At 74.2% G+C, this 26426-nt stretch carries 23 protein-coding genes; all 23 read left to right on the forward strand.

Annotated elements, in window-relative coordinates:
• On the forward strand, positions 1 to 459 hold a 459-nt coding region (locus tag ACIRL2_RS32835), incomplete at its 5' end, for an Hsp70 family protein (protein ID WP_402236931.1).
• Positions 456 to 1016: a nucleotide exchange factor GrpE gene (gene grpE / locus ACIRL2_RS32840; RefSeq protein WP_395873216.1), complete on the forward strand. Its 561-nt coding sequence runs from the start codon at positions 456 to 458 to the stop codon at positions 1014 to 1016. The genes ACIRL2_RS32835 and grpE, both read left to right, overlap by 4 nt.
• A gap of 120 nt (positions 1017 to 1136) precedes the next feature.
• Positions 1137 to 1403, forward strand: coding sequence for a DUF1876 domain-containing protein (locus ACIRL2_RS32845; protein ID WP_395873217.1), 267 nt, complete (start codon positions 1137 to 1139; stop codon positions 1401 to 1403).
• Between the two features lie 427 nt (positions 1404 to 1830).
• Positions 1831 to 2616, forward strand: a complete 786-nt coding sequence (locus tag ACIRL2_RS32850; RefSeq protein ID WP_402236935.1) for a LuxR C-terminal-related transcriptional regulator — start codon at positions 1831 to 1833, stop codon at positions 2614 to 2616.
• Between the two features lie 201 nt (positions 2617 to 2817).
• The gene (locus ACIRL2_RS32855) at positions 2818 to 4860 is read left to right on the forward strand and encodes an AAA family ATPase (RefSeq protein ID WP_402236938.1); all 2043 of its coding nucleotides are present in this window, start codon (positions 2818 to 2820) and stop codon (positions 4858 to 4860) included.
• Positions 4860 to 7295, forward strand: coding sequence for a DUF4157 domain-containing protein (locus tag ACIRL2_RS32860; RefSeq protein ID WP_402236940.1), 2436 nt, complete (start codon positions 4860 to 4862; stop codon positions 7293 to 7295). The genes ACIRL2_RS32855 and ACIRL2_RS32860 overlap by 1 nt, the downstream gene beginning before the upstream one ends.
• On the forward strand, positions 7292 to 8212 hold the full coding sequence (locus ACIRL2_RS32865) for a Pvc16 family protein (protein ID WP_402236942.1): 921 nt from the start codon (positions 7292 to 7294) through the stop codon (positions 8210 to 8212). The genes ACIRL2_RS32860 and ACIRL2_RS32865 overlap by 4 nt, the downstream gene beginning before the upstream one ends.
• Positions 8213 to 8225: 13 nt before the next feature.
• Complete coding sequence (locus tag ACIRL2_RS32870) at positions 8226 to 10193, forward strand: phage tail sheath family protein (protein WP_402236944.1); 1968 nt, start codon at positions 8226 to 8228, stop codon at positions 10191 to 10193.
• Positions 10194 to 10284: 91 nt separating this feature from the next.
• Entirely contained in the window at positions 10285 to 10722 is a 438-nt protein-coding gene (locus ACIRL2_RS32875) for a phage tail protein (protein ID WP_331771652.1), read from the forward strand.
• Between the two features lie 2 nt (positions 10723 to 10724).
• A complete protein-coding gene (locus tag ACIRL2_RS32880) occupies positions 10725 to 11117 on the forward strand; it encodes a hypothetical protein (RefSeq protein ID WP_402236947.1) in 393 nt (130 codons plus the stop codon).
• Between the two features lie 17 nt (positions 11118 to 11134).
• Complete coding sequence (locus ACIRL2_RS32885; RefSeq protein WP_395873225.1) at positions 11135 to 11260, forward strand: DUF6760 family protein; 126 nt, start codon at positions 11135 to 11137, stop codon at positions 11258 to 11260.
• 108 nt (positions 11261 to 11368) lie between these two features.
• Positions 11369 to 12136, forward strand: coding sequence for a hypothetical protein (locus ACIRL2_RS32890; protein ID WP_402236950.1), 768 nt, complete (start codon positions 11369 to 11371; stop codon positions 12134 to 12136).
• Complete coding sequence (locus ACIRL2_RS32895; protein ID WP_395873227.1) at positions 12133 to 12831, forward strand: peptigoglycan-binding protein LysM; 699 nt, start codon at positions 12133 to 12135, stop codon at positions 12829 to 12831. Before ACIRL2_RS32890 ends, ACIRL2_RS32895 begins: the two co-directional genes overlap by 4 nt.
• Positions 12828 to 14048 carry a phage late control D family protein gene (locus ACIRL2_RS32900; RefSeq protein ID WP_402236953.1) on the forward strand — a complete coding sequence of 407 codons (1221 nt, stop codon included), beginning with the start codon at positions 12828 to 12830 and terminating at the stop codon, positions 14046 to 14048. The genes ACIRL2_RS32895 and ACIRL2_RS32900 overlap by 4 nt, the downstream gene beginning before the upstream one ends.
• A gap of 97 nt (positions 14049 to 14145) precedes the next feature.
• A complete protein-coding gene (locus tag ACIRL2_RS32905) occupies positions 14146 to 14799 on the forward strand; it encodes a phage baseplate assembly protein V (RefSeq protein ID WP_395873229.1) in 654 nt (217 codons plus the stop codon).
• 51 nt (positions 14800 to 14850) lie between these two features.
• The gene (locus ACIRL2_RS32910; RefSeq protein WP_026217775.1) at positions 14851 to 15129 is read left to right on the forward strand and encodes a PAAR domain-containing protein; all 279 of its coding nucleotides are present in this window, start codon (positions 14851 to 14853) and stop codon (positions 15127 to 15129) included.
• Between the two features lie 2 nt (positions 15130 to 15131).
• Entirely contained in the window at positions 15132 to 15584 is a 453-nt protein-coding gene (locus ACIRL2_RS32915; protein WP_395873230.1) for a GPW/gp25 family protein, read from the forward strand.
• Positions 15581 to 19936, forward strand: coding sequence for a hypothetical protein (locus tag ACIRL2_RS32920; protein ID WP_402236957.1), 4356 nt, complete (start codon positions 15581 to 15583; stop codon positions 19934 to 19936). The genes ACIRL2_RS32915 and ACIRL2_RS32920 overlap by 4 nt, the downstream gene beginning before the upstream one ends.
• Positions 19937 to 19939: 3 nt before the next feature.
• Positions 19940 to 22225: a hypothetical protein gene (locus tag ACIRL2_RS32925; protein ID WP_402236960.1), complete on the forward strand. Its 2286-nt coding sequence runs from the start codon at positions 19940 to 19942 to the stop codon at positions 22223 to 22225.
• Positions 22222 to 22515, forward strand: coding sequence for a hypothetical protein (locus tag ACIRL2_RS32930; protein WP_395873233.1), 294 nt, complete (start codon positions 22222 to 22224; stop codon positions 22513 to 22515). The genes ACIRL2_RS32925 and ACIRL2_RS32930 overlap by 4 nt, the downstream gene beginning before the upstream one ends.
• Positions 22512 to 23546: an H-type lectin domain-containing protein gene (locus tag ACIRL2_RS32935; RefSeq protein WP_395873234.1), complete on the forward strand. Its 1035-nt coding sequence runs from the start codon at positions 22512 to 22514 to the stop codon at positions 23544 to 23546. Before ACIRL2_RS32930 ends, ACIRL2_RS32935 begins: the two co-directional genes overlap by 4 nt.
• Entirely contained in the window at positions 23543 to 24511 is a 969-nt protein-coding gene (locus tag ACIRL2_RS32940; RefSeq protein WP_402236963.1) for a hypothetical protein, read from the forward strand. The genes ACIRL2_RS32935 and ACIRL2_RS32940 overlap by 4 nt, the downstream gene beginning before the upstream one ends.
• Positions 24508 to 26424, forward strand: a complete 1917-nt coding sequence (locus ACIRL2_RS32945) for a phage tail protein (RefSeq protein ID WP_402236966.1) — start codon at positions 24508 to 24510, stop codon at positions 26422 to 26424. The genes ACIRL2_RS32940 and ACIRL2_RS32945 overlap by 4 nt, the downstream gene beginning before the upstream one ends.
• Positions 26425 to 26426 lie beyond the last annotated feature (2 nt).

Raw genomic sequence — 26426 nt, forward strand, 5'->3', positions numbered from 1 at the left:
ACGGGCAAGGAGCAGTCGATGACCATCACCGGCGGCTCGGGCCTGCCGAAGGACGACATCGACCGGATGATGCGCGAGGCGGAGGCGCACGCGGACGAGGACCACCAGCGTCGCGAGGCCGCGGAGACCCGCAACCAGGCCGAGCAACTGGTGTACACCACCGAGAAGTTCATCAAGGACAACGGCGACAAGGTGCCGGCGGACGTGCGGGGCGAGGTCGAGACGTCGCTGACCGGGCTCAAGGACGCGCTCAAGGGCGAGGACCTGGCCGCCATCCGCGACGCCGCGGAGAAGGTCGGCACGATCAGTCAGCGGATGGGCAGCGCGATGTACGCGAACGCGCAGCCGGGCACCGACGATGCGGCCGGAGCCGGAGCCGGCGGTGACACCGTCGAGGACGACGATGTCGTCGACGCGGAGATCGTCGACGAGGACAAGCGGGGAGGTGGGGCCGCGTGAACCGGACCTCTCCCGGCCCGGGGCTGTTGCCGGTGCCCGCCGGGCAGCCGCAGTCGCCGATCCTGGCCACGCTGTTGACCGAGATCGCCGCGCTGCGCGGGCAACTCACCGAGCGGGTGGACGAATTGCGGCGCCTTCAGGCCGACTACAACGCCTATCGAGCACACGTGCGGCGGGATCGGCTCGCGGTACGGGAGGCGGCGCTGGCCAATGTGCTGACCCCGTTGCTGCCGGTGGTCGACGGCTTCGATCGGGCCCGAGCCGCTGACGAGTTGACCTCCGGGGTCGCCAAAGTCGTCGGTCAACTCGAGGACGCGCTCGCGACGCTGGGGTTGCGGGGGTTCGGCGCGGTCGGGGACACGTTCGACCCGCACGTCCACGACGCGTTGGCCCATCGGCCCTGTCGAGGGGCGGATCCGCCGATCTGTTCGGTGGTGCACACGCCGGGCTACCGCGTGGGGGAGCGGTTGTTGCGCCCGGCCAGGGTGACGGTGACCGGGTCGGGGCCGACGGCGGACAGCCGGGGGGTAGCGGGGGCGGGACGCGAGCACGGGTGACGGAAGGAGCGGCGGATCTCACGGAAGGGAGTGGCGGACGTAGGCGCGGCAGGTCGAATCGGGTCGGTGCGGAGGGGCTCGGCGGGTGCCGACCGGACGGGGGGCTCGGAAGGGGTAGTCATGCAGATCGTCGGATGGCACATCGAGATGGAGTTCAAGGAGGACGGGAAGCGGACCGAGGCCGCCGCGCTCCTCCGGTTGCGAGACGGAACGGAGTTGCGTTCGCACGCGCACGCCAGTCGTTACCCGGATGATCCCGATCAACCGCAGGTGGGCGAGGAGATCGCCGCGGCGCGGGCGCTGACGGATCTGACCCGGCAGTTGCTGGACAAGGCGGCGGGCGAGATCGAGACCACGACGCGGCGGCCGGTGACGACGCTGGTCTGAGGAGGCCCGGGCCGTACCGAATCGGCGTGGGTGAGCGGTGGTTCGCCCACGCCGATGTCGGTCCGGTCGTCCCCGGAGCTTTCGATCGAGTGGGTTCGTATCCAGCGGTTCCTATCGAGCGATTCGAATCGAGCGGTTCGGTCGAGTCGGCGCGTGCCGCGTCGGGGAGATGCCGTCCGCGGGCGCCGCCGCGGCTCGGAATGGGTGCGGTTTCGTCGAGAGGTGCGCCGGTTCGGCTGCTGTGAACCCGGGTTTGTAGCGAGGCAACGACAGCGGCGGTACTCTTAGCGCGACCGGACGATTACTGTGAGTTGTCAACAGTCGATGTGACGCAGTCGCCCGATTCGGCACGCCGCGCGAGGGTTTCGCGGGACGGTGGTGCGGATCGCCCGGCGGGCCTTCGACGGCGGGGGGCAGAGAGAAGCCGATGAGTGCGGCCATCGAGGTACTCGTGATCACCCCGGTTCGGATCTATCGCGAGGCCACCGTGCGGGCGCTCGCCGATGAACCCGCGTTGCGCCTGGTCGGGTCGGGTGGGTCCGCCGCCGAGGCGGTCTCGGGGGCGCTGCGCCTGCGGCCCTCGGTCCTGCTGCTCGATCTCGCCACGCCCGACAGCATTCCGGCGATCCGTGCGATCCGGTGCGGCTCGCCGGAGACCCGGTTGATCGCGCTCGGCGTGGACGAGTCCCGGGACGACGTGATCACCGCGGCCGAGGCCGGCGTGGCGGGGTTCATCGGCCGGGAGTACTCCGTGTTGCAAACCGCAGCCGCGATCGTCGGCGCGGTGCGCGGCGAGGCGTCGTGCAGTCCGCGGATCGCCGCGCTGCTGCTGCAACGTGTACAGTCGCCGGCCGCCGGCGCGCAGCGTGGAGGGTCCGCACTGTCGGAGACGCTGACCGCGCGCGAGCGGGAGATCCTCTTCCTGATGGCCGAGGGGATGAGCAACCACGCGATCGCCCGGCAACTGTCCATCGGCCTGTCCACGGTCAAGACCCATGTGCACGCGGTGCTGCGGAAGTTGGACGTTCCACATCGCGAGGCCGCGGCGACGCTGCTGCGCTCGATGCCGGCCGACCGACCGTCGGGCCCCGCGGACGCGGGATCGGACGCGGGACCGGATCGGCCGATCGTCGGCGGGCCGACGCGGGCTCCGCGTACCCGGCGTGCGCCGGATCTCGGGCAGCCCACCAACGGTGGGCCGGCGCGCGCCTGACGCCGATTCGCTCGGTGGGCGTACGCCCGTTTCCGCTCCCCCGGGGCGCGGTCCGGCGTGGGCTCCGCGGGTGGATGCCGATCTCCACCCCGGGTGGAGGAGGACGCATCGGCGGTCCATCGGGGATCTACTCCCGCCACGCGCAAAGATCGTCCTGTCGGGTGGATGACGCGTCGGCGGCCGGTGATCAAGGATCACGACATGGCCGCCACCTCCTCGATCGATTCGAGCGCATCCGTCTTTCCCGACCTCTCCGATCTGGAGCGGTGGATCGCGGACGTGCTCGCGCGGGCCGTGGCGGCGATCGACCGGCAGGACGAGGAGAGTTCGCTGGAACGCCTCTATCCCTCGTACGACGAGGTGCACCGCGCGCTGTCGGGCGATCCGCGCCCCGCGCCCGAGCCGATCACCACCCCGCCGCTGCCCGCGCACGTGACACTGCCGTTGACCCGTGCCGGCTTCGACGCGTTCGAACTGACCGTCCTCGCACTGGCGTTCGCGCCCGATCTCGATCCCGCGTTCGGTCGGGCGATCGGCTGGTTGCAGCGCGACCCCGGACAGCCGTACCCGACCCTCGACCTGCTCGCCCGGCTGTGTTGCGCGACCGGTGCGGATCGCACGGCGGTGGCGGTCCGGCTGTCCTCGGCCGGACCGCTGGTGCGCCGCGGGCTGGTCGAGCCGGTCGGAGCCGGGTCCGGGCCCTCCTTCGCGAGCGCGGTGCGGCCCTCGGTGGTGTTGCTGCGCCGGCTGTTCGCGGTGGCCCCAATCGCCGACGAACTGGCGCCGTTCGCCACCCTGGACGGGTACGCGCCGGTCGGTGTGGTCGACCCCGAGGCGGCCGAGGTGCTGGTCGCCCGGCTGACCGGCGAGGATCCGACGCTGACCCACCTGCACGGTGCCGAGCCGGCGAACTGCCTGGATCTGGCGTGGTGGAGCGCGGCACGGGCCGGGCGCCGGGTGCTGACCGCGCGGCCCGAGGCGTTGGCCGAGCCCGCCGTCGTGCGCGGGCTGGCCGCCGAGGCGCTGCTGCGCGAGGCCGTGCTCGTGGTGGACGCCCACGCCGTGACGCCACCCGCGCCGGTGTGGGAGCGGTTCACCCACACGATCGTGATCGGCGGTCCCGACTCGCTCGCGCCCACCGGACCCGAACCGTCCGCCGGGCGTGTGGTGTCGCTGCCCGTGCGGCGGATGCCGGCAGTGGGTGGTTCCGGCGGGCTCACCACCGCGCTGGCCGAGCGGGGGGTGCGCGTCGCGGGCGGCACCGGGCCCGACCCGCTCGCCGGCTGGACCCACCTGGCCGGCGCCGAACTGCGGCACACCCTGGACGCGGTCGCCGCCCGGGCCCGCGGCCGGGCCGAGGCCGGTGTCGAACCGCACACCACGCCGGCCGAGGTGGCCGACGTCGCGGCCCAGGTCACCGGCGGCGAACTGGGCCGACTCGCGTCCCGGTTGACCACCTCGGACGACTGGTCCGCGCTGATCGTCCCGGACGGCGTCGGCGAGCGGCTGGACGACGTCTGCGCGCATCTGAGCGCCCATCGCACGGTGCTCGACGGGCACGGGTTCGCCGGGCGACCGGGCCAGGGACGAGGTGTGTCGGTGCTGTTCGCCGGACCCAGCGGCACCGGCAAGACGCTCGCCGCGCGACTGGTCGCGGGCCGGCTCGGACTGCCGCTCTATCGGGTGGACCTCGCGTCGGTGGTGTCGAAGTACATCGGCGAGACCGAACAGAACCTGGACGCGGTGTTCACCGCCGCCGCGCGCACCGACGCGGTACTCCTGTTCGACGAGTGCGACGCGTTGTTCGGCAAACGCAGCGAGGTGCACGACGCGCGGGATCGTTATGCGAACCTCGAAGTCGCCTACCTGCTGCAGCGGTTGGAGGACCACGACGGGCTCGCGGTACTGGCCACGAACCTGCTGCACCACATGGACGACGGGTTCATCCGGCGACTGACCTACTGCGTACACTTCCCGTTCCCGGAGGCCCCCGAACGCAGGCGGATCTGGCAGCGCGTGTGGCCGCCGGCACTGCCCCGACACGTCGACCTCGACCTGGGTGAACTCGCCGACGACTACCCGCTGTCCGGGGGCCACATCCACAACGTCGCGGTCGCGGCAGCCCACTTGGCGGCGGCCGAGGGCCGGGTCGTGGACCGGGCGTCGGTGTTGCGGGCGATGGCGCGCGAGTACGACAAGATCGGACCCTCCCCGCAGGCCGCGGTCCCGGTCGGGGTGGTGTGATGGCGTCGAGTCCGAAGGCCGGTGGCGACGGCGGATCGCACCTGCCCGCCGAGTTGGAGTCCCGCGCCGAGCGCGCGCGGCCGCTGGACGCGTCGGTGCGCGGTCCGATGGAGCGTTCGTTCGGGGCGTCGCTGGGCGATGTGGTCGTGCACACCGACGCCGACGCCGCGGCATCCGCCGATCGGCTCGACGCGAAGGCGTACGCGGTCGGTCGGCATGTCGTGTTCGGCCCGGGGCGCTACGACCCGCACTCGGACGCGGGTCGCGCGCTGATCGGGCACGAACTCGCGCACGTGGTGCAGCAACGGCGCGGCGGTGTGGCACCGGGACCCGGCGGTGTGCACCCGTCCGGAACCGCCGCCGAGGGCGCCGCGCACCGTGCGGGCGCCCGGGCCGCCGCCGGGTTGTCCGCCCCCGTCGCGGGCGGCACCGCACCCGGCGTGTCCCGCGCGCCGAAGGGCGAGGAGGATCCGGAGGTCGCCGCGCTCAAGGCGGAGAACCGCGCGGCCGACCTGAGGAACCTGGGCGTGGCGGAGGGCATCGTCCTGGAGGGCGCAGCCATCGTCGACACGGTGGTCGGCTTCCGCTACAGCGTGCAGGACCTGGAGCAGCGCGGCGTCGACAACCTGGCCTCGGCCCTGGGCCTGGGGGCCGAGGGCAAGGCACGACTCCAGGTCGCCTCCGATCTGCTGACCGGTGGCGCAGTGCTGCGGGCGGTGCGGGACGAGGCGAAGGCCGCCGGTCTGGTCGACCCGGTCACCGGTTCGCCCGCCGTCTCGTCCCGGGTCACCGCGGCCGGCGACTGGCTGGAGGCGAAGTACGACGAGAACATGGGAACCAGGGCGCCGAGGAACGACGACCTGTTCACGGACCGCGAGTTGGGCCAGATCATCGGTCAACTCACCGCGAAGACCGTGCTCACGGCGATCGACGTCGAGGAAGTCGCGGTCGCACTCGCCGCGGTGAACGTCATCGGCGCCGTCAGGTCGATCCTCGACGCGGTCAACGCCGATCCGGACGGCTGGCCGTCCGACGTGCACTTCTGGACCCAGGTGGTGGCCGCGGTGCTCACCGTGGCCGGGATGCGCGCGGGCAGCGCCAACAAGAAGATCGCGATGTTGCTGATCGACGCCGCGTTGGCCGGATTGACGCTCGCGCCGGTGGTGAAGCGGCTGGTGACGGACTGGCGGCGGCCGGCCGGCGCGGATCGGGACGCGGCGCTCGAGCGGGGCGCCAAGGACTTGGCGAAGGCGCTGCTGGCGCTGCTGCACCAGATCCTGCTCCAGGCCGCCGCGAGCCGACGCGCGAAGGCGGGCGGCGCGCCACCGGCGGCGGGCGCCGCATCGGGCGCGGCCAAGACGGGCCCGAGGACTGGGAAGCAGCCCGCCTCGCACGGCGAGCCACATGCGGCCACGCCGCCACAGGCCGTGCACGCTCCGTTGGCGACGCCGGCGCCGGCGCCGGCGCCGGTCTCGGTCGCGCATGTCGCCGCGCCCGCGACACCCGCCGTGCCCGCCGGCGCGCCGAAGGCCGGTGCCGCGAAGCCCGCTGCCAAGCCCGCCCCCGGTAGGAAGGCGGTAGCCAAGCGAACCCCGCGCGAGACGACGAGTGCTGCGGCGGTACCTGCGGCCGGTACGCCGGAGACCGCCGGTGCGGGGGCCGCAGGCCCGGTGAAGGCCACATCGGTGCGGGCGAGGCCGGCGAAGAAGGCTTCGACAACCAAGCCCTCCACCGGGAAGGCTTCGACGCCGAAGTCTTCGGCCGGGAAGGTTCAGGCCGAGAAGGCTCCGATCGACAAAGCTCAGGCGGAGAAGGCTCCGCGCGGGGCCGCTTCCACCAAGGCGACCGAACAGGCCCACCGGCAGCAGCTCAAGGAGACTCGGGCTCGGGCCAAGGAGTTGCACGAGGAACTCCGTCGCGACAAGGACGGGTCCGCGTTGGACCGACTGGAAGCCCTGTACCGGGGACAGTCGGACCGTGTGCTCCGCGCCTTGGAGAAGGGCGATCCGGTGGCGGGCAAGGTCTTGGAACAACGGCGCGCGCAGGCTCAACAGGCCGAGCTGAAGCGCCTCGAGGCGAGCGGGTTCCGCCCTCCGCACGACGCGATCGCCAAGGTCGTGGACAAGGACGGCCACGTCGTCAGCCACAAGCCGGTGCACAGCGGCGGCTCCACCAAGGAGCGGCGCCGAGAGGTGGGCCTGATCAAGGCCAACCAAGAGGTCCACACCGAGGCCAAGGCCGTGCGGAACATCCCGCTCAAGGCCGGGCAAACGATGTACATCAGCGGCCAGTACGACCCGTGCGGCCCCTGTCGAAGCACGATGCAGGCGGCTGCGGACCGCACCGGAGCTCGGATCAACTATCAGTGGCAGGGCGGGCCGGCGGGCGGTATCACCTTCACTCCCACCCCGCGCCGGCAGGGCGACAAGCCATGATCGACATCCTCGACCTGATCATCCGGGAGACCCTGGTCGCGGGCCTGCCCGGGCTGACGAGTGCGCGGATCGGGTTCCAGCCGCCGGACGACGACTGGCGGCAGCGGGTCGGTGCGAGCACCGGCGTCTGGGTCAACTGCGCACTGGTGGACCTGCGCGAGGACCGGACGCTGCGGCAGAACATCCGGCGACGGATCACCACCGGTTCAGTGACCGTGGAGCGCCGCGAACCCGCGCGGATCCGCTGCCACTACCTGATCACCGCGTGGAACGCGGCCAAGGACAGCGCCCAGATGCCCGCCACCGAGCAGGAGCACACCGTGCTCGGCGCGGTCCTGGCCGTGTTCCTGGACGCCGACCCGATGGTCGCCTCGGCGATTCTGACACCCGAGCAACTGGCCAAGGTCCCCGCCACGTTGCGCGAGGCGGAGCTGCCGGTGGAGGTGGTGCCGCCGGAGGGGTTCGGCAAGCTCGCCGAGTTCTGGGGAACCGTCGGACGGGCCACGTCCTGGCGGCCCGCCGTCTACCTGATCGTCACCATGCCGGTCCCGGAACCGGACCGGCGGATCGACGGCGTCGTGCACACGGTGCTGACCTCCTACGACGGCGTAACACCCCGGGCCGGTGACGGCTCCGCAGAACAACTCGCCGACGTGGGTGGCCTCGTGCTCGACGCCACCGCGGGGCCGGCGGCGCCGCCGGTGCCGGTGCCGGACGCGGACATCGTGCTGTACCACCCGGCGGGGCGCGTGGTGGCCCGGGTCCGCAGCGACGACGACGGGCGGTTCGTGCTCGTCGGCATCCCGCCGGGGGAGTACCGGGCGCGGGTCACCGCCGCCGGATTGCCGCCGCCGGCCCCGCAGACGGTCCGGGTCCCCGGATCCCCCGACGCGCTGATCGAACTCCGCTTCACCTGAGAGGACACCCGCCATGGCCGTGCAGGTCTCGTATCCCGGCGTCTACATCGAAGAGACCGAGCCCGCCGCACCCATCCAGGGTGTGTCGACCAGCGTCGCGGCGTTCATCGGCATCAGCGCGCACGGGCCGATCGCCGAACCCATCCTGGTGACCAGCGCGGACGCGTTCACCGCGCTGTTCGGGCCGCCGGTGGACGGCGGCGACGTGCCCTACCACCTCCCGCTCGCGGTGGACGGGTTCTTCCGCAACGGCGGCGCCCAGTGCTTCGTCGTGCGGGTGGGTACCGCCAAGCCCGCCGCCAAGGACCTGCTGGGACGCGCGTCGGGCGCGCCGGTCTTGGGCCGGGTGGAGGCCCTGCTCGACGGCCCCGACGGCGAGGGCGGTTCGGTCCGGATCGTGGATTCGAGCGCGCTGGCCAAGGCGTTGACCGCGGCCGGCCAAGGAAGCGATCTGCCGGTGGTGCAGGGCAAGGCGGACATCACCGCCGTCGACGCCACCCGGCGCGTGCTCACCGTGAACGCGGTCGGCGACTTGGCGGCCGGTGAGCGGGTGGTCGTCACCAAGGGCACGGAAACCCGAACGGTGCGGGTGAAGTCGGTGCAGGAGCCGGACACGATCGTCCTCGACCAGGGCCTGTCCGGCACGACCGACTTCGTCGGCGGCAAGGTGACCTCGGACGATCTCACGCCCGGCGACACGGTGTTGCGGCTGAAGGTCCCGCCGGGGATCGCGCTGCGACCGCTGGTCCCGATCGGGTCGTCGGTACGGATCAAGGACGGCGCGACCACCGAGTGGGGGATCGTCGCGTCGGTCACCAACGACGCGCTCACCCTGCGCAGGCCGCTCACCAACGCGTACAAGCTCGTCACGCCCACCCGCGTGTCGACGGCCGAGTTCGACCTGACCGTCACCGATCGAGGCGGCCAGGCGGTCACGTACCCGAACCTGTCCACGATGCCGTCGCATCCGCGCTGGTGGGGTGGCCCGTCGGTGTCGAGTACCTATCTGAGGATCGTGCTCGAGCCGACCACCCCGATTCCGGTGGGTGATCCGCGCCCCGCTGCCGGGACGTTCCCGTTGACGGGCGCGGTGGCCGATGATCCGCCCGAGGCGGTCAAAGCCGTGCGGGAAGGCATGGTCGAGCACCTGAAACTGCTCGAACCGATCGACGAGATCAGTCTCGTGCTTGCCCCGGGTTGCACCGACTTCGGTGCGCAACAGGCGATCGTCGACCACTGCGAGAAGCTCTACGACCGGTTCGCCATCCTGGACAGCGTGCCCGGCGCCGACGTGCCGACCGTCATGACGCAGCGCGCGAGCGTGTGCGGCAACCAGGACAAGGGCTTCGCGGCCCTCTACTACCCGTGGATCCAACTTCGCGACCCGGCCAAGCAGATGGTGGTCCTCCAACCCCCGTCCGGCCACATCGCCGGGATCTACGCGCACACCGACGCGACCCGCGGGGTACACAAGGCGCCGGCCAACGTCGGCATCGCGGGTGCGCTCGGTCTCGAACGCAGGCTCCTGGACTCCGATCAGGGCCTGCTCAATCCGGACGGCGTCAACGCGCTGCGGATCCTGCCCGGGCGCGGATCACCGGTGGTGTGGGGCGCGCGGACCACCACGAACAACCGCAACTGGCAATACGTCAACGTGCGGCGGCTGTTCCTCTTCCTCGAGGAGTCGATCCAACAAGGTCTGCGCGGCGCCGTGTTCGAGCCGAACGACCTGGAACTGTGGGGCAAGCTCAAGCACACCCTCACCGAATTCCTCACCCGGGTCTGGCGGGACGGAGCGCTCTTCGGCGCCAAGGCCAAGGACGCCTTCTTCGTCCGCATCGACGAGGCGTTGAACCCGCCGAGCTCCCGCAAACTCGGATTGCTCCACATCGAGATCGGCGTACAGCCGGTCTATCCGGCGGAGTTCATCGTGGTCCGGATCGGCATCTGGGACGGCGGCGCGCAGGTGAGCGAGCAGTAGCGGCCGACCCCGCGCGGCGGCGCGTACCCGGACCCGCGGGCGCCGCCCGCGAGCACCCACGATCGGCAACGGACAGGCAGCGGAGGACGCCGTGAGCACAGGCGATATCCAGGATCCCTTTGTCAACTTCAACTTCAAGGTCGAACTCGACGGCATCATCCGGGTCGGGTTCCACGAGGTGAGCGGCCTCGACGCGACGGTGGACGTGGTGGAGCACCGCGAGGGCGGATGGAACATCACCCCGTACAAGTTCCCCGGGCAGGCCAAATACGCCAACATCGTGCTCAAGTGGGGCATGACCACCGACACCGAGTTGTACGAGTGGCATCAGCAGATCGTCGAGGGAGACATCCTGCGCCGCAACGGCGCGGTGCTGCTGCTGGATCGACGCGGCGTGGTCACCTCGCGGTGGAACTTCGTCCGGGCCTGGCCGACCAAGTACACCGCGCCGGCGCTCACCGCCGAGGCCGACGACATCGCGATCGAGACGCTCGAACTCGTCCACGAGGGATTGGTGCGGGTGCAGTGAGCATGCTTCGGATCGAACACGACTTCACGCTGCCCCTCGGGCTGCTCGGCGAGGACGGCGCGCTGCATCGCGAGGGCACGATGCGGCTGGCCACCGCCGCCGACGAGATCCTGCCGCTGGCCGACCCCAGGGTGCAGCGCAACCCGGCCTACCTCTCGGTGATCCTGCTCAGCCGGGTGGTCACCCGCGTGGGCGGCGTCGAGACGGTGACCCCGCGCACCATCGAAACGCTGTTCGCCGCCGACCTGGCGCATCTGCAGGAGCTCTACAACCGGATCAACACCGTGGACGAGCCCACCGGTTCGACGGAGGGGTCCTGCCCGAACTGCGGCGAGGAGGTCCGTACGGGCCACGAGCGCCTGGGGGGATCCGCGGATATCCGGTCGATCGGCTGAGGGAGGAGATCGCCTTCGTGGCCTACCACCTGCACTGGTCGCACGCCGAGTTGATGGACCTGGACCACGCCGAGCGGCGGCGCTGGGTGGAGCGGGTCTCGGCCATCAACCAGCGGCTCAACGAGGCGGCCGGCACGCCGTGACGGCGGGCCACGCATCCACCGCTCCGCATCCGGCATCGAGCAGGACACGACCCCGGGCCACGTGCACGACGTGGCACCCGGCATCGAGCATCGCGAAGGGAGAAGACCGTGACCGTCACGGGAGCGCGCGCGTCGGCGGCCGGATGGCCGGTGCGATCGGCCTCGGCGTCGATGCTCGCCGGGGTTCGGGCCCGGGTCGGGGGGATCACCGGCCCCGCCGGCGCGGGCCGAGTGGAGACCCGGGTGCCCGGAATCGGCCTGGTCCTGCACACGTTGCCGCGCCCGGCCGGCACCCGTCCCCCGCGCCAGGCGCCGGTCCCCGTCCCGGACATCCGACGCTGCGCGCACGTGCGGCTGGACGTCCGGGTCACCGCGCCGCCCATGGTCGCGCTCGCCCGTACCGAGACCCCCGGGCCGTACTCGCCGTCCTCCGCCGGGCCGGGCCGACTGCCCGCACCGGTGCTGCGCACCGTGTTCACGGGTGCCGGCCGTACGGTGGGTGAACGCGCTTGGGTGACACGAGAGTTGTACGAACGCGGCGCGGGCCGTGGTCGGCGCGTCGAGGAGTCGGCGCGGCCCGGCGCGGTGCTCGGTAGCGGCGGGTGGCCGGCCCCGCCGGGCCGTTCCGGCGGCCGGCCCGGGAGCGCCCTGACGTTGGTCGTGCCCACCCGTCCCACGCCCGCCTCGACTGCGGCCGAGTCGTACACCGCGCCGGCCCACACATCGGCGCGCGGCCGGGCCGAGACGGGGTACGGCCGTCCGCAGGCGGCGCCCGCGCTCACCTCGGCCGACCTGCCCCTGCTGGTCGACGGGGTGGTCCGGGAGATCGACCGTCGGGTGCGCGCCCGGCAGGAACGCCGGGGGTGGAGCCGATGACGGTGATGGAACGCGCGACGATCACCAACACCGTCACCGGCGCGCGCACCCGGGTGTTGTTCAACCCGGAGGACTACACGGTCAACCGGGAGACCACCTACGCCCAACTCCCGGTCCCCGGGCTGTCCGCGCCGGTCGTGCAGTTCGTGCACGGCAACGCGCAGACGCTGGAGATGGAGCTGTTCCTCGACTCGCTGGAGGCCAACGACCAGGCGGGCGCGGGCAGCGACGTGCGGATCCTGGTCCGCCGGGTGGTGGACCTGATGGACATCGACCCCACGCTGCACGCACCGCCGCCGCTGGTGTTCGCGTGGGCGAGCCTGACCTTCACGTGCGTGTTGACCCGGGTCGCGCAGAAGTTCGTGATGTTCAAGCCGGACGGAACCCCGGTGCGGGCCCGACTGACCGTCACCTTCAGCGAGTTCCGCAACGTGGACATGGAGGCCAAGGAGGTCAAGCGGCAGACCTCGGACTACACCAAGGCGCACACCGTGGTCGCCGGCGAGACGCTGCAACTGATCGCGTGGCGCGAGTACGGCTCGGCGTCCGCGTGGCGGCCGATCGCGCTGCACAACGGGCTGGACGACCCGCGCGCGCTGCCCGTGGGCGCGACGCTGCACGTGCCCCGGCTGCCCTACCGGGACCCGGGCACGAACGAGGTCTTCGACGCACCGCCCCGGGAGGTGCCCGCGTGAGCGTGTTCCCGCAGTACGCCCCGGAGATGCGGCTGCGCTTCGCCGGCCGGCCGGCGCCGGCGGCGCTGCGCGGCTCGGTCACCGGCGTGACCTGCCAGACCGGCATGGGCGACGCCGACCGGCTGGAGGTCTCGCTCGCCAACGAGGGCCTGCGCTGGCTCGACGACCCGCTGTTCCGGTTGGACACCGAGGTGAGCATCGCGCTGGGCTACGCCCCGGACGAGCCGCGCCGATTGTTCACCGGCGAAGTGGTCGGCACCGAGGCGAGCTTCCCCTCCGACGGGATGCCGATGTTGCGGGTGGTCGCCCAGGACCGGCGCACCCGTCTGGCCGCCGCGTCGCCCGCGCGCTGGTTCGGCGTCCCGGTGCCCAAACTCGGCGTGCTGCCGCTGCCGGACGCGGTGGTCGCGCCGCTGTTGGCGCTCGAACACGGCATGATCCCGCTGCTCGACCCGCTGGGCGCTTTCCTGTCGGCTGCCCTGGGCGCGGTGGACGTGGTGGCCTCGCTGGAGGACCCGAGCATGCGTCAGCGGGTGGTGCGCCGCCAACAGTCCGAGACCACACTCGACTTCCTGAAGAAGATCGCGGTGGAGAACGCGTGGGAGCTGATCGTCGAGCACGACAGCGAGCCGTCCGGCTTCGTGCTCCGGTTGATGTCGCCCGCCGCCTACCTCTCGCCCGACGTGACCTTGCGGTACGGGCGCTCGCTGATGGAGTTCACGCCCCGGATCAGCACCGTCGGCCAGGTGGAGAGCGTGTCGGTGCGGGTGTGGCGGCCCGAGGTGCGCCTGGAGTTGACCGTCTCGGTCGGCTACGACTGGGACCGCCAGGCACTGTCCATCGAGGTGGCCCCGGGGTTCGGACTGCCGTCGGGCCGCCAGGTGCTGCTGGTGGACGAACCGGTGACCATCGCCACCGCTCCGCGCCTGATCGTCGCCAAACTGCTGCCCAGGCTGAACCGGCGTACCACCGCGAGCGGTTCGTGCGTGGGCGACCCCCGGATCAGCGCCGGACGGGTGTTGCGGATCGAGGGCGTGGGCGAGACGTTCGGCGGCCTGTGGCGGGTGGTGTCGGCGCAGCACACGCTCGACGGCGGCGGCTATCGCACCTCGTTCGAACTGCGCAAGGAGATCTGGTTCGGCGGCATCCCGCCCGCGTCCCAGGGCGCGGTCCGGGTCCAGGGCGGCCTGTTGTCGTTGCCGGCGCCCAACTCGTAGCGGTTGTGAGGCCGTTTCCGTGACGTGTCCGGTGACCGGCCGCGCCTTCGCTTCCACCCGTTCCCGACGTAACGACCGGACCCCTCGGAGGATCGGCATGTTCGAACCGCTCTTCGACGCCCTCGACGACATCCACGCGTCCGACAGCCCGCGGGTGACCGGCGTGGCGCCGGCCACGGTGGTGGACAACCTGGACCTGACCGGTGCCGGGCGGGTACAGGTGCGGTACGCGTGGCTTCCGGGCGTGGAGCCGTGGGCACGCGTGTGCGCGCCGGTCGCCGGCGACGGCTCCGGGGTGTGGTTCATGCCGCAGCCCGGCGACGAGGTGCTCGTCGCCTTCCGCAACGGCGACGTGCGCGAGCCCTACGTGCTCGGCGGACTGTGGACGATGACCTCGCGGCCCCCGGTGGACCTGCCCACCGACTCGGTGACCAAGCGGGTCATCCGCACGCCGGTGGGCCACGAGGTGGCCATCGACGACCTGGTCCAGACGGTCACGCTCACGCACGCCCTGGGCCACTCGATCGAGATGTCCGTCGACGGGATCACCCTGGCCGTGGCCGGCGGCTCGGCGAAGATCTCGCTGACCACCTCCGGCGCGGTGACCGTCACCGGCACCCGATCGGTCGAGGTGAGCGGGCTCGACGTGAGCGTCGAGGCCGGCAACGGCCTGGCGGCGAAGGCCACCCGCGCGGATATCCGGGCCGCCGCCACCTGCAGCATCCAGGGCGCCCTGGTGAAGATCAACTGACCGTTCGCGGACCAGCGTTCACACCCACCGATCACCTTCGAGGAGGCAGCCGTGCCCGCAGCAGCGCGCGTCACCGACCCCACCGGTCACCCCGGCATGGTCGCGGGACCCGGCGTGCCCACCGTGCTGATCGGCGGACTGCCCGCCGCCGTGCAGGGCGACATGCACGCGTGCGCGTTCCCGCCGCCCGCCGCCCACCCGCCGTCACCGTTCACCAAGGGCTCCGCGACGGTGCTCGTCGGCGGTCGCGGCGCGCTGCGCCAAGGCGACCTGGCCGGCTGCGGCGCACCGGTGGTGGCCGGCGTCCCGACCGTGCTGATCGGAGGCTGACGATGGCCGAACCGAACGCGCCGCTCGATCCAGACCCCGCGCAGCACACCCCCGCGGACGCCGCCGTGCTCGGCCGGGGCTGGGCCGCGCCGGCCCGCCTGGACCCGCTCGGTGAGGCGGCCGAGGCGGCCGGGCCGGAGAAGGTCCGCCAGTCCGTGCTGCTCATCCTGGGCACTCGACGCGGTGAGCGGGTGATGCGTCCCGACTTCGGCGCGGGTCTGGAGGACATGTTGTTCGAGCCGGTCACCGCGGCCACCGCCGCGCTGGTGCGGCTGCGGGTGGAACAGGGCCTGACCGCGTGGGAGCCGCGCATCGACGTGCTGGGCGTGCAGGTGTCGGTGGCCGATCGCGCGGCGGGCCGACTGGACGTGCGCATCGACTACCGGATCCGCGCCACCAACACCTTCTACAACCTCGTCTACCCGTTCCACCTGCACGAAGGGGCGGCCACGTGAGCACGCCACGAGGCCGGGCCGAGGTGGTCGCCGCGCTGCTGGCCGCGCGGACCGGCTGGGTACCCGACTGGCATCCGACCGCGGGCGGACCATCCCTGGGCGTGGCACACGGACTCGGCGCGCTGCTGGCCGCGCTGGAGGAACGGCTGGCCGCCCTGCCCGACCGGCAACTCGCCGCCCTCCTGGACATGGTGGGGGTGTCGCTGCTGCCCGCGCAGGGCGCCGGCACCACGGTCCTGCTCCAGCCGCTGCCAGGGGTGAGCGGGGCCCGGGTGACCGCCGGATCACGGCTGGGCGCCGCCGTGCCGGGACAGGACGCGCCGCTGATCTTCGAGACCCGGGACACGGTGGCGCTGGCCGGCGCGCCGCTGGTGGAGGTGTGGAGCCTGGACCCGGGCGCGGACGCCGCCGCCGACCACTCCGCCGACGTCCTGGCCCGACGCCCGGTCACGCTGTTCACCGATCTGCGCCCCGCCGTACGGGAGTTGTACCTGGCGCACGACACGCTCCTGGCGTTCGCCGGGCGGGCCACCGTGGAGATCACCGTGGTCCTGGGGCGACCCGCGTCGAGCCCGCTGCGGATCTCCTGGACGTGGTGGGACGGCGGCGCGTGGCGTGCGTTCGCGCCCTGGGGCGACGGTGACGACGAGTCCCGCGACGGCACCGCGGGGCTGACCCGCTCGGGCACCGTCCGCCTGGTGGCGCCGTGTGCGACGGCGGTGACCACCACCGTCGAGGGCACCGAGTCGTACTGGCTGCGCGCCCGGCTGGACTCGGCGCTGAGCGGTCGACCCGGATTCGTGGTTCCCGAGGTGGCACGGGTACGGCTCGCGGCGGTGAGCACCCACGCGCGCCTGGCCCTGTTCACCGGCCCGCCGACCGGTGCCGACACCACCGTCACCGTGCACGCCGCGTACGGCACCACCGCACCGCCGGAGGTGACGGTGCACGTGCGGGACACCACCGCGGCGAGCAACGCCGATCCGACCGCGAAGCCCGGCACGCCGGTGGCGATCGGGACCGCGCACCCGGGCCACACGGTGCGGTTCGGCGTCACCGTGCCGCCCACCGCCGCGGACACCTTCACCGCCGGCACGGCGACCCCGAAACCGGGCATCGACTACTTCGTCCTGGACGACCCCGACGACCTGACCGCGCCGCTCGCCCTCGACGCCCCCGCGCACCTGGACCTGACCCTGCGCACCGGCCTGGCCCCGGACAAGGCGGTCGCCGACGCGCAGGCGGTGGACCCGACCCGGGCCTTCACCCCGCTGGGCCCGGCGCCGGTACGCGGCAGCGCCTTCCACGTCGCGTGCGACGCCGCGTTCGCCAAGCCCGGCGCCCGGGTCACCGTGGTGCTCGGCCGACCGCGCACCGCGGCCGAGGAGGCCGACCAGCGCACCGGCGAACTGACCGGCGGGGTGCAGAACGCGAAGGAGTTCCGCGACAAGACGGTCGCCGACATCCGCGCCGTGGCGACCAGGTTGGCCGAGTTGACCGCGGTCACCGGGGACCTGGGGCGCGCGGTGGTCTCGCCGCTGTCCGGCGAGGACCCGACCGCGTGGTACGCCCAGGTCAAGACGCACCTGCGGGACGCGCTGACCACGTTGCGCGGCGCCGCGCAGGCCGAGCCCGGCCTGTTCGGCAACATCGGCTCGGCGCGCGAGCACGTCACCGCCGCGCAGACCGCCGCGAACCCGGCCGCCGACCTCGCCGCGGCGCTGGCCGCGCTCGGCGGCGCCCCGCGCGCGAGCGCCGGGCTGCTGCTGGCCACCGCCGACGTCACCGCGCAACTGTCCGCCGGCGCGAGCGCGTTGACCGCGCCCCGGGCCGCGCTCGCCCAGGCGCTCGGCGGCGGCAGCGACGCCCAGGTGGTCGCCGCGCACGGCGCGCTCGCGTCCGCGCTGGGCACCGTCCTGGCCACCCCCACCCCCTACCTGGCCGACACCCCGCTGCCGTCCTTCCTCAGCGCCGACCCCCAGGCGTTCGTGACCGACGTGACCTCGCGGATCGACGCGGCCAGGACCGCCGTGGACACCCAGGTGGCCAAGGCCCGCACGATCGCGACCGCGCTGGCGGACCTGGCGCCGGAGGACCTGCTCAAGGCCGTGGTCGGCGCGCAGACCCCCAACCAGCTCACCGCGCCCGAGGTGACCTGGGAGTACTACGACGGCATCCGCTGGCGGGCGATCGGCGCGGCCGGCGCGCCCGCCGTACTGGCCCTGCAACGCTCGGGAGCGTTGCACTTCACCGTGCCGAGCGACTGGGCGGCGGCCTCGGTGACCGGCGACGAACGCCGCTGGCTGCGCGCGCGGTTGGAACGCGGCAGCTTCTCCTTCCTGCGCCAGGTGAGTTGGACCGACAAGTCCGGCGTGCTCAACTTCCTGCCCGTGGTGGAGCCCCGGCCACCGGTGCTGGACCGCTTCGAGGTGTTCTACCGGCACGTCGCCGGACCCGACGACCCGCGACACACGCTCGCGCTCGACGACCACGCGTGGGCCGACCTGACCGCCGACCTCGCCTTCCCCGGACCCGGCGCCACGCCGTTTCGCCCGATGGCCGAGACCGCCCCGACGTTGTACCTGGGCTTCGACGGCGAACTGCCCGCCGACCGCCTGGGCCTGTACGTCGAGCCCGCCGGCGAGGACCCCGACGCGGTCCCGGCACGACCCACCTGGGAGGGCTACGACGGCACCGGCTGGGTCGCCCTGGCCGGCGACGACGGCACCGAGGGCTTCACCCGAGGCGGCGTGGTCGGCCTGCTCTGGCCCGGCGCCGGCGGCCCGCCCGGGGCACCCGTCGCGGGCGCCGCGGACCGTACGGTGACCCTGCTCGGGCGCGGCGCCGCCGCCCGATTCGGGCCCGGAGACCGGCTGTTGCTCACCGACGCGCGCGGCGGCGAACCGGTGCTCGTGGCCGGCGCCGAGGGCGAGACGCTCACCGTGCGCGACCGACTCTCCCGGGCCTACGCGGGCGGCGAACTGCGCGACGCGCCACCCGCCCGATTCGGCACACCCCGCACCTGGATCCGGGCCCGTTTCCCCGGCGAGGCCGAACCCCCGCGACCGGTGCTGAGCGCGCTGGTGCCCAACGCGGCCGGGGTGCGGCAGGTCCAGACGATCACCGACGAACTGCTCGGCTCGGCCGACGGCAGCGCCGGACAGGTCTTCCAGGCCATGCGCGCCCCGGTCCTGGACGGCGCGGTGCTGGAGGTGCGCGAGCTGGACGGCGAGCGCGCCTTCGTCGATCTTCCGCTGCTGCGCCGGGAGTTGGCCGAGCGGGCGGGTGCGGCGCTGCGCACGGTGGCCGATCCGCGCACGGGCCGGGTGAGCGAGGTCTGGGTGCGCTGGGACGAAGTTCCCTCCCTGGGACTGGCCGGCCCGGCCGATCGGGTCTTCGTGTGCGACCACGCCACCGGGCGGGTGTTGTTCGGCGGGAACGGACACGGGCGGGTTCCGCCGGTGGGGCCGGACAACGTGCGGCTGCGCTCGTACCGTTCCGGCGGCGGCGCGGTCGGCAATGTGCCCGCCGGCGCGATCACCCAGGCGATCGGCGCGGTCGCGGTCGGCGCGGTGAGCAACCCCCGGGGCGCGAGCGGCGGCACCGACGCGGAACCGTTCCCGGACGTCCTGCGCCGCGGCCCCGCGCTGCTGCGACACCGCCGGCTCGCGCTGACCGAGAGCGACGTGGCGGCGCTGGCCCGGGAGACCGTCCCGGCGATCGCGGCGGCCCGCGCGCTGGGCGCGCGCGACCGGCACGGTCGGGTGCTGCCGGGCGTGATCCGACTGGTCGTGGTGCCGCGCGACGGTACGGACCGGCCGGAGCCGACCGGCGAACTGCTGCGCCGGGTACGGGACGCGGTCGGCGCGCGGATGCCGGCGGCGGCCCGCCTGGTGGTCGAGGGCGCGCGCTACTTCCCGATCGGCGTGGCGGCCACCGTACGTCCGACCCGGGCCGGCGACGCGGGCCCGGTGCGCGGCGCGGTGCTCGCCGACCTGGCTCGCTTCCTGCACCCGCTGGACGGCGGCCCGACCGGGACCGGCTGGCCGTTCGGCCGGGGCGTGTACCTGTCCGATCTGGCCCGGCGCCTGGAGGCGGTGCCCGGTGTGGACGTGGTGACCGCGCTGGACCTGACCGTGGACGGTGTACCCGCCGGCGACGCGGTACCGGTCGCCGCGGACGCCGTGGTGTGCGCCGGACCGCTCGTGGTGCGGCTCGCCGGGCCGGGGGAGACCGGAACGGGGCCGGGGGTGGCGCGGTCCGTCGGGTCCCCACGGTCCCCACAGGCCCCGGGGACGCCGGGATCCGCCGGGTGTTCGCGATCCTCGCGATCCCCGGGAAGGGAGTACTGAACCATGCCCCTGTTCCCTCCGAGTCTGGACACCCGGCGGTGGCCCGACCTGGTCGCCGAGGCGCGGGCGTTGTTGCCGCTGGAGAGCCCGCGCTGGACCGACCACAACCACTCCGATCCCGGCATCGCGGTGATCGAGATGCTCGCGTGGCTCGTGGACACGGACGTCTACCGGGCCTCGCGGGTGACCGACCGGCACCGGCGCAAACTGCTCGCGCTGCTCGGCGTGCACCCGGCCGCGCCGAGCCCGGCACGGGTGGTCCTGGCGATCCGGCCCGGGCCCGGCGCACCGCCCGAACTGCCCGCCCGACTGGGCTTTCTCGCGCACGGGGCGGACGCTCCGACCGGCCTGGAAACGGTCGAGGCGCTGCCGTTGACCGGCGCGTCGGTGACGGCGGCAGGCACCGACGACGGCACCGCGCGGGAGTCGGCGTACACCCTCGGGTGGACCGACCACACCCCCACGCTGCTCGGCGGCGCCGCGGTGGACGCGTTGGGCCCCGATCCGGGAGTCGGCGCCGCGCTGCTCCTGGGGCTGGACCGGGCTTTGCCCCCGGGTGCCGCGCTCGCGCTCCACCTGGACGCGAGCGGGAGCGACGTGGCCGACGTGGCCCATGCCGTGGACTCGGTCCGGGACCCGGGCACCTCGGCGCACCACGGCGCGCACACCGTGTGGGAGGCCCGCGTGGACGGCGGGTGGCAGCCGCTCGGCGACGTCGAGGACCGCACTCGGGCGCTGACCCGATCCGGCGCGGTGCGGCTGCGGATCGGGCCCGGTGGCCTGCCGGTCGAATCGCTCGGCGCGGCCGGGACCCGCGCGTGGCTGCGCTGCCGGCTCGACCGGGGTCGGCACGACGCGCCGCCCCGGTTGCGTCGGGTGGTCGCCGACGCGGTCGAGGCGAGCTTGGCGGTCGCGGCGGTGGGCGCCTACGACGTCGCGTCGACGGCCGTGGTCACCGGGGGAGCGGCGCTGGTGGAGGGCGCGGTCGTGCCGCTGGCGATCACCGTGGACACCGCGCGCGTGGTGCGGACCGTGCGCGCGGACGACCCGGCCGCGCCGCCGGTACGGATCCTGCGCTGGATCGCGCCGACAGCCGGCGCCCCCGGCCGGCTGTCGGCCGAACTCGTCGCGGCCGGCGTCGGCGACGGCGCGCCGGAACAGACGTTCACCCTGCCGGGCGGCGCGGTGGCCCCGGACGCGCCGACACCCGGCCCGGACCGGGTGTGGCTGGCCGACCCGGGCGGCGGCGTCGAACCGGTCCGGCTGGTCCCGGACCTGGACGCGGCCGGCCGCACCGACCTGCACGCGGTGCTGGACGCCGCGACCGGGACGCTGACCTTCGGCGACGGCCGCGCGGGCCGGGTCCCGGAGGCCGGCCGTACCGTGCTCGCCGCCTATCGGACCACCTCCGGAGCCCGGGGCGGCACGTTGGCCCCGCCCGCACCCGTGGTCGTCGCGCCCGACGTGCGCACCCGCGTGCTCCTGGGCGGCCCGCCCGCCCCCGACGCGTTCACCGCCGCCCTGGTCGACCCGGCGACGGGCGGCACCGACGCCGAGGACACCGCCGCGGCGGCGGCCCGCGCCGAACGCGCGCTGTGGGCCCACGAACGCCTCGTGGACGCGCTCGCCGCCGCCGACGCGCACTCGCTCGACGACCTGCCCCACACCGCCGTACTGCGGCTGGCCGCGCCCGAACGCGCGGTGACCCTGGCCGGGATCGAGCGCTGCGCGCTGGACACTCCGGGCACCCGGATCGCCCGGGTCCGCGCGTTCGCCGAGACCGACCCGCGACTGCCGGGCCTGGTCGCGTCGGGCTGCGTCACCGCGGTCGTGGTGCCCGCGCTCCCGCGTGGGCGACCCGAGCCCACACCGGGTCTGCTGCGTGCCGTGCGCCGACACCTGGCCGCACTGCGCACGGCGGGCACCCGGCTGTTCGTCACCGGGCCGCGCTATGTGGTGGTGAGCGCGGATACGACCGTGGCCCTGTTTCCGGGCGTCGACCCGATCGCGGCGACCGCGGCGGTGCGCGCCGCGCTCGACACGTTCCTGCACCCGATCACCGGCGGACCGCGTGGCACGGGCTGGCCGTTCGGCCGCGACGTGCACCGCAGCGAAGTGTTGCGGGTGCTGGACGAGGTCCCCGGCGTGGACCACGTCACCGCGCTCGCCCTGCGCGCCGATGGCGGGCCGCCCGGCTGCGGCGGGTTGTGCGTACCGCCGACGGCGCTGGTGGTGCCGGGCGAGCACTCCGTGCTCGCGGTCCGCGGGGAGGAGCGGAGGTGGGTGTGACACCCGATCGTGTCGTCGAGGTATCCGGTGTCCGGTCGGATGCCGCGGATTCGCGCGATCTCACGGCGAACGAGGCGTGGCGCCCGGCCCGGCACACGCGTGCCGCGCATCGTACGTGGGGTGTCGCGGTGGGTTTGGCGGTGTGGATGTTCGACATCGGGCGGGTTCCGGTCGAGCCGGGCGTGGTCCTCACCCGCGAGGGCGACCTGCTGGTGCCGGGCGCCGACGATGTGTTGGTTCCGCCGGGGGAGCGCTTCGTGTGCGTGGTCCGGGGGGAGGAGCGGCGATGAGTGCGACACCCGACCGCATCGTCGAGGAAGTCGGTGTCCGGCTGGACGCCGTCGACCTGCGCGACCTGACCGCGAACGAGGCGTGGTATCTGGCCCGGCACACGCGTGCCGCGCATCGCACGTGGGGTGTCGCGGTGGGCCTGGCGGTGTCGACGTTCGACATCGGGCGGGTTCTGGTCGAGCCGGGCGTGGCTCTCACCCGCGACGGCGACCTGCTCGTGCTGGGCGCCGACGACGTGCTCGTGGTGCCGGGGGAGGCGGTCGGGCCGCAGACCGTGGTGCTGCGCCGTGCGGGCGCCGGACCGCGCGGTCGGGTCCGGCGGCTGGAGCCCGGTGATGTCGTGGGCCTCGGGGACGTGCCGCTCGCGGTCTATCACCCCGACTCGGGGCGGCTGGACGTCGGCGACGGCGCCCGGAGCACCGCGCGTGGACCCGGGCCGACCGTGCTGCTCGCGGGCCGGGTGCCCCGGGGCGGGGCCGCCGCCGAGGGCTCGCGCGTGCGGTGGTCGGCGCGGATCGACTTCGCGCGCCCGTTCGCCGAGGTGCCGCAGGTGTTCGTCGGCGCCGAGGGGCCGCCGCCGGCCGGTACCGGTGCCGGCACCGCGCAGGTCACCGACGTCGACACGACCGGGTTCGCGCTCACCGTGCGGCACGCGCTGCCGGAGAGCGGCGACATCGACGAGCAACCGAAGGTCTCGGCGGTGCCGATGGCGTTCGCGTGGACGGCCGTGCTGAGTGCGCGGCGGGTGCCGGCGCTGCCCGGGCCGGTCGACCCGCCGTGCCCGGTGCCGTGCACCCGGCCGGTGGTGTACGTGCCACGCGATCTTCGCGACGCGACGGGGCCCGAGGACCGGGGCGGGCCCGGCCCGGATGCCGGACCCGGTCGTCGGGGCGCCGACACGCCAGGCCCGGATGCCGGAGCCGGTCGCCGAGCCGGCGCGCGGCCCGGCCCGGATGCCCGAGCCGGTCGCCGAGCCGGCGAGCCACCCGGGGCCCGACCGGGTCCTCGACGAAGGGGAGAGTCCGCATGACCGGCCCGACCACGAGCGGGGCGGCATTGCCGCCGACGCATCGCCCGAGCTTCTTCGCCGGACAGGTGCTTGCCGCCGCCGACCTCGACGACGCGGTCTCGGTGGAACGTTCGCGCCGTCGGCTGCACAACCGGGTCCTGCACGGATGGGGCATCGCACTCGGCCTGGAGGTGACCGGTGCCCGGGGTGCCAAGCGCGTCGCGATCGGCGCGGGGTACGCGCTCGACGCGCTCGGTCGCGACCTGATCCTGGTGGACGGCGCCGAGTCGGATGTGCCGGCGGTGGCCGCCGGGCAGGACGGCGGTGACGTGGTGTTCTGCCTGACGCTGCGCTGGACCGAGGACGACGAGGCGGCGGTGCGGACCCGGGACGGGGCCTGCGGCGTGGTCGGCGCGGTGCGGCTCGCGGACGGTCCGACGGTCGGCTGGTGTACCCCGGCGGAACTGCGGGACGGGCTGGACGTGTTGCTCGCGACGGTGTCCGTGCGCGGTTGTGCGCTGACCGCGCCGCCCGATCCGGCCGGGCGCCGGATCCTGGCGGTGCTCCCCACGCCGTACGTGGCCACCGGCGCCACGAGCGCGTTCGGCACCGTGTGGTCGGCGGTCGAGGATCCGGCCTCCGGGGTGGTGATCGGGCTGCGCACCGTCGTCGACACCGGCGCGGCGGGCTTCGGCGACATCCCCGCCTACACGGTCCGGCTCGACGGCGATCGGGAGTTGAGCGCGTCGGCCGCGCCGGGTGGCCAGGCCTGCGTGCTCGACGGCACGCCCTACGTGGACGGCGCGGAGCCCGGCCGGATGACCGTGGTGGTGCCGCTGCCCGCCGGGCGGATCGGCGGGGCCGCCGGCGGCACCACGACGCTGCCGCTGAATCCGGCGGTGGTGCTCGCCGATCTGGAGACCCCGAACCTGGTGCGCACCGAACTGGGCTGGCACATCTCGTGGATGGGGGTGGAGGGCGGGTGAGCGGCGCGACCGACTACCGCTGGGTCAACACGCTGGGACGCTGGCCGGGGGCCCGCTTCGCGGGGGTGCGCGCGGACGGCGAGCGGCTGGTGCTGGGCCCGGGGACGGCGACACCGGAAACGATCGCGTGCGTGGACCTGGACCCGGCGGGCGGGCCGCTGGGGCTGGTCGTGCTCGGCGACGGCACGATCGTGGTCGCCGATCCGGGCCACGGTCGGGTGCTGCGCGTGGACGGTTGCGACCACATGGTGTGCGTGCTGGGCTGCCTCGACGTGGCCACGGGGGATCCCGCCGCGCTGCGCGCGCCGCGCGGACTGTGGTTGCTCGACCGCGGGCGGCTGTTGATCGTCGGCGACGAGCCGAACCGATCGGCGCACCACCGGCGTCCCCGGGCCATGGTCGTGCTCGCCGACACCGGCGAGTACCTCGCGCCGTGGACCGACCCGCCGCCCGCGGAGGACCCCGCGCTGCGCGCGGCCCGGGTACGGGTCGGCGGCCTCGCGGCCGTCCGGGTGCCGGACGGGGTACTCGTGGCGGGCGGCGCCGGACAGGTGCCGGGCCCGGGCGTCGTGTCGGTCCCGGACGACGGCTCACCGGTGCGGGTCCTGGCCGGCGGCGACTTCGCCGGGATCGCCGTCGACCGGTGCGGGCGCGTGTTCGTGGCCGGCCCCGCCGGGATCTCCCGGTTGGGCGCGCGGCGCACCGGCACGCGCGGCGTCGCGGTACTGCCCGCGCCGATCGAGCCGCCGGGCGTCGAACACTGGGACAGGGTCCGAATCCTCCTCGCCGAGCCCGCGCCGTCCGGCACGCACGTGCGGGTGTGGACGATGCTCGCGCCGAAGGGGGTCACCCCCGACCCGCCGGATCCGGCGAGCGCCGACGCCGACGACGCGCCCGTGCCGACCCCCACGGGCCGTTGGCGGGCCGGCCCCCTGGACGGCCTGGACGTGCGGGTCCTGGCCGGCCCGACCACCCCCGGCGCCCGACTGTGGATCGCGATCGAACTGCTCGGCGACGGACGCGGAACCCCGCGCGTGGACGACGTACGCGTCGAACACGTGGGCCGGGGCCTGCTCGACGCGCTGCCCGCCGCCTACACCGGCGACGACGACGGCTCGGGCACGCTCGGCCGATTGCTGGGCCTGCTCGCCTGCGCGCACGAGGCGTCGGTGCGCGAACTGGAGGACCTGCCCGCCTTGCTCGACCCGGGCTCGGCCCCGGACCGCCCGGACGATCCGTGGCTGGACCGGCTCGCCCGCTGGGTCGACGCCGCACCGTCCCGCTCCGCCGACCCCGCCACGCGGCGCGCGGACATCGCCGGGGCGTACACCGCGCACGGCCGCCGCGGCACGCCCGCGGGGCTGGTCGAGGCCGTCGCCCGCGAGACCGGGGTCGCCGTCCGGCTGTCCGAACCGCTGCTTCGCGCCGGGGTCTGGCGACTGGGCAGCGGCGGACTGGGCCGGGACACCGCGACGCACGTCGCGGACCCGGGGCCGCCGGTCCTGGACGCCACGGCCGTGCTCGACGGCGCCCACCTGATCCCGGCGCAGGACCGGGGGCTGCCGCTGTACGCCGCGTTCGCGCACCGGGTGTGCGTACATGTCCCGCCGGAACACGCCGACGCGTTGCCGGAGATCGCCCGCGTGGTCGAACGCGAGCGCCCGGCACACGTGTTCGCGCGGGTGCGGGCCGCCCGGCACGGCGCGATCCCGGGACAGGTCGGCATCGACACCTACGTGGCCGGCCCGCCGCCGGACCGGGCCGCGGGTGCCGGACCCGCGCTCGGCACCGGGATCCGGCTGCCGGGATCGGCCGCGGCGCATGTCGGCGGTCCCGTCGAGACACGCCTCGACACGACGCTTCCCACACCAGGCGGTCGCGGGTCGACCACCCGACCATCTCCAAGGGGTTGAGC

Source organism: Embleya sp. NPDC127516 (assembly GCF_044765325.1).
Lineage (GTDB): Bacteria > Actinomycetota > Actinomycetes > Streptomycetales > Streptomycetaceae > Embleya.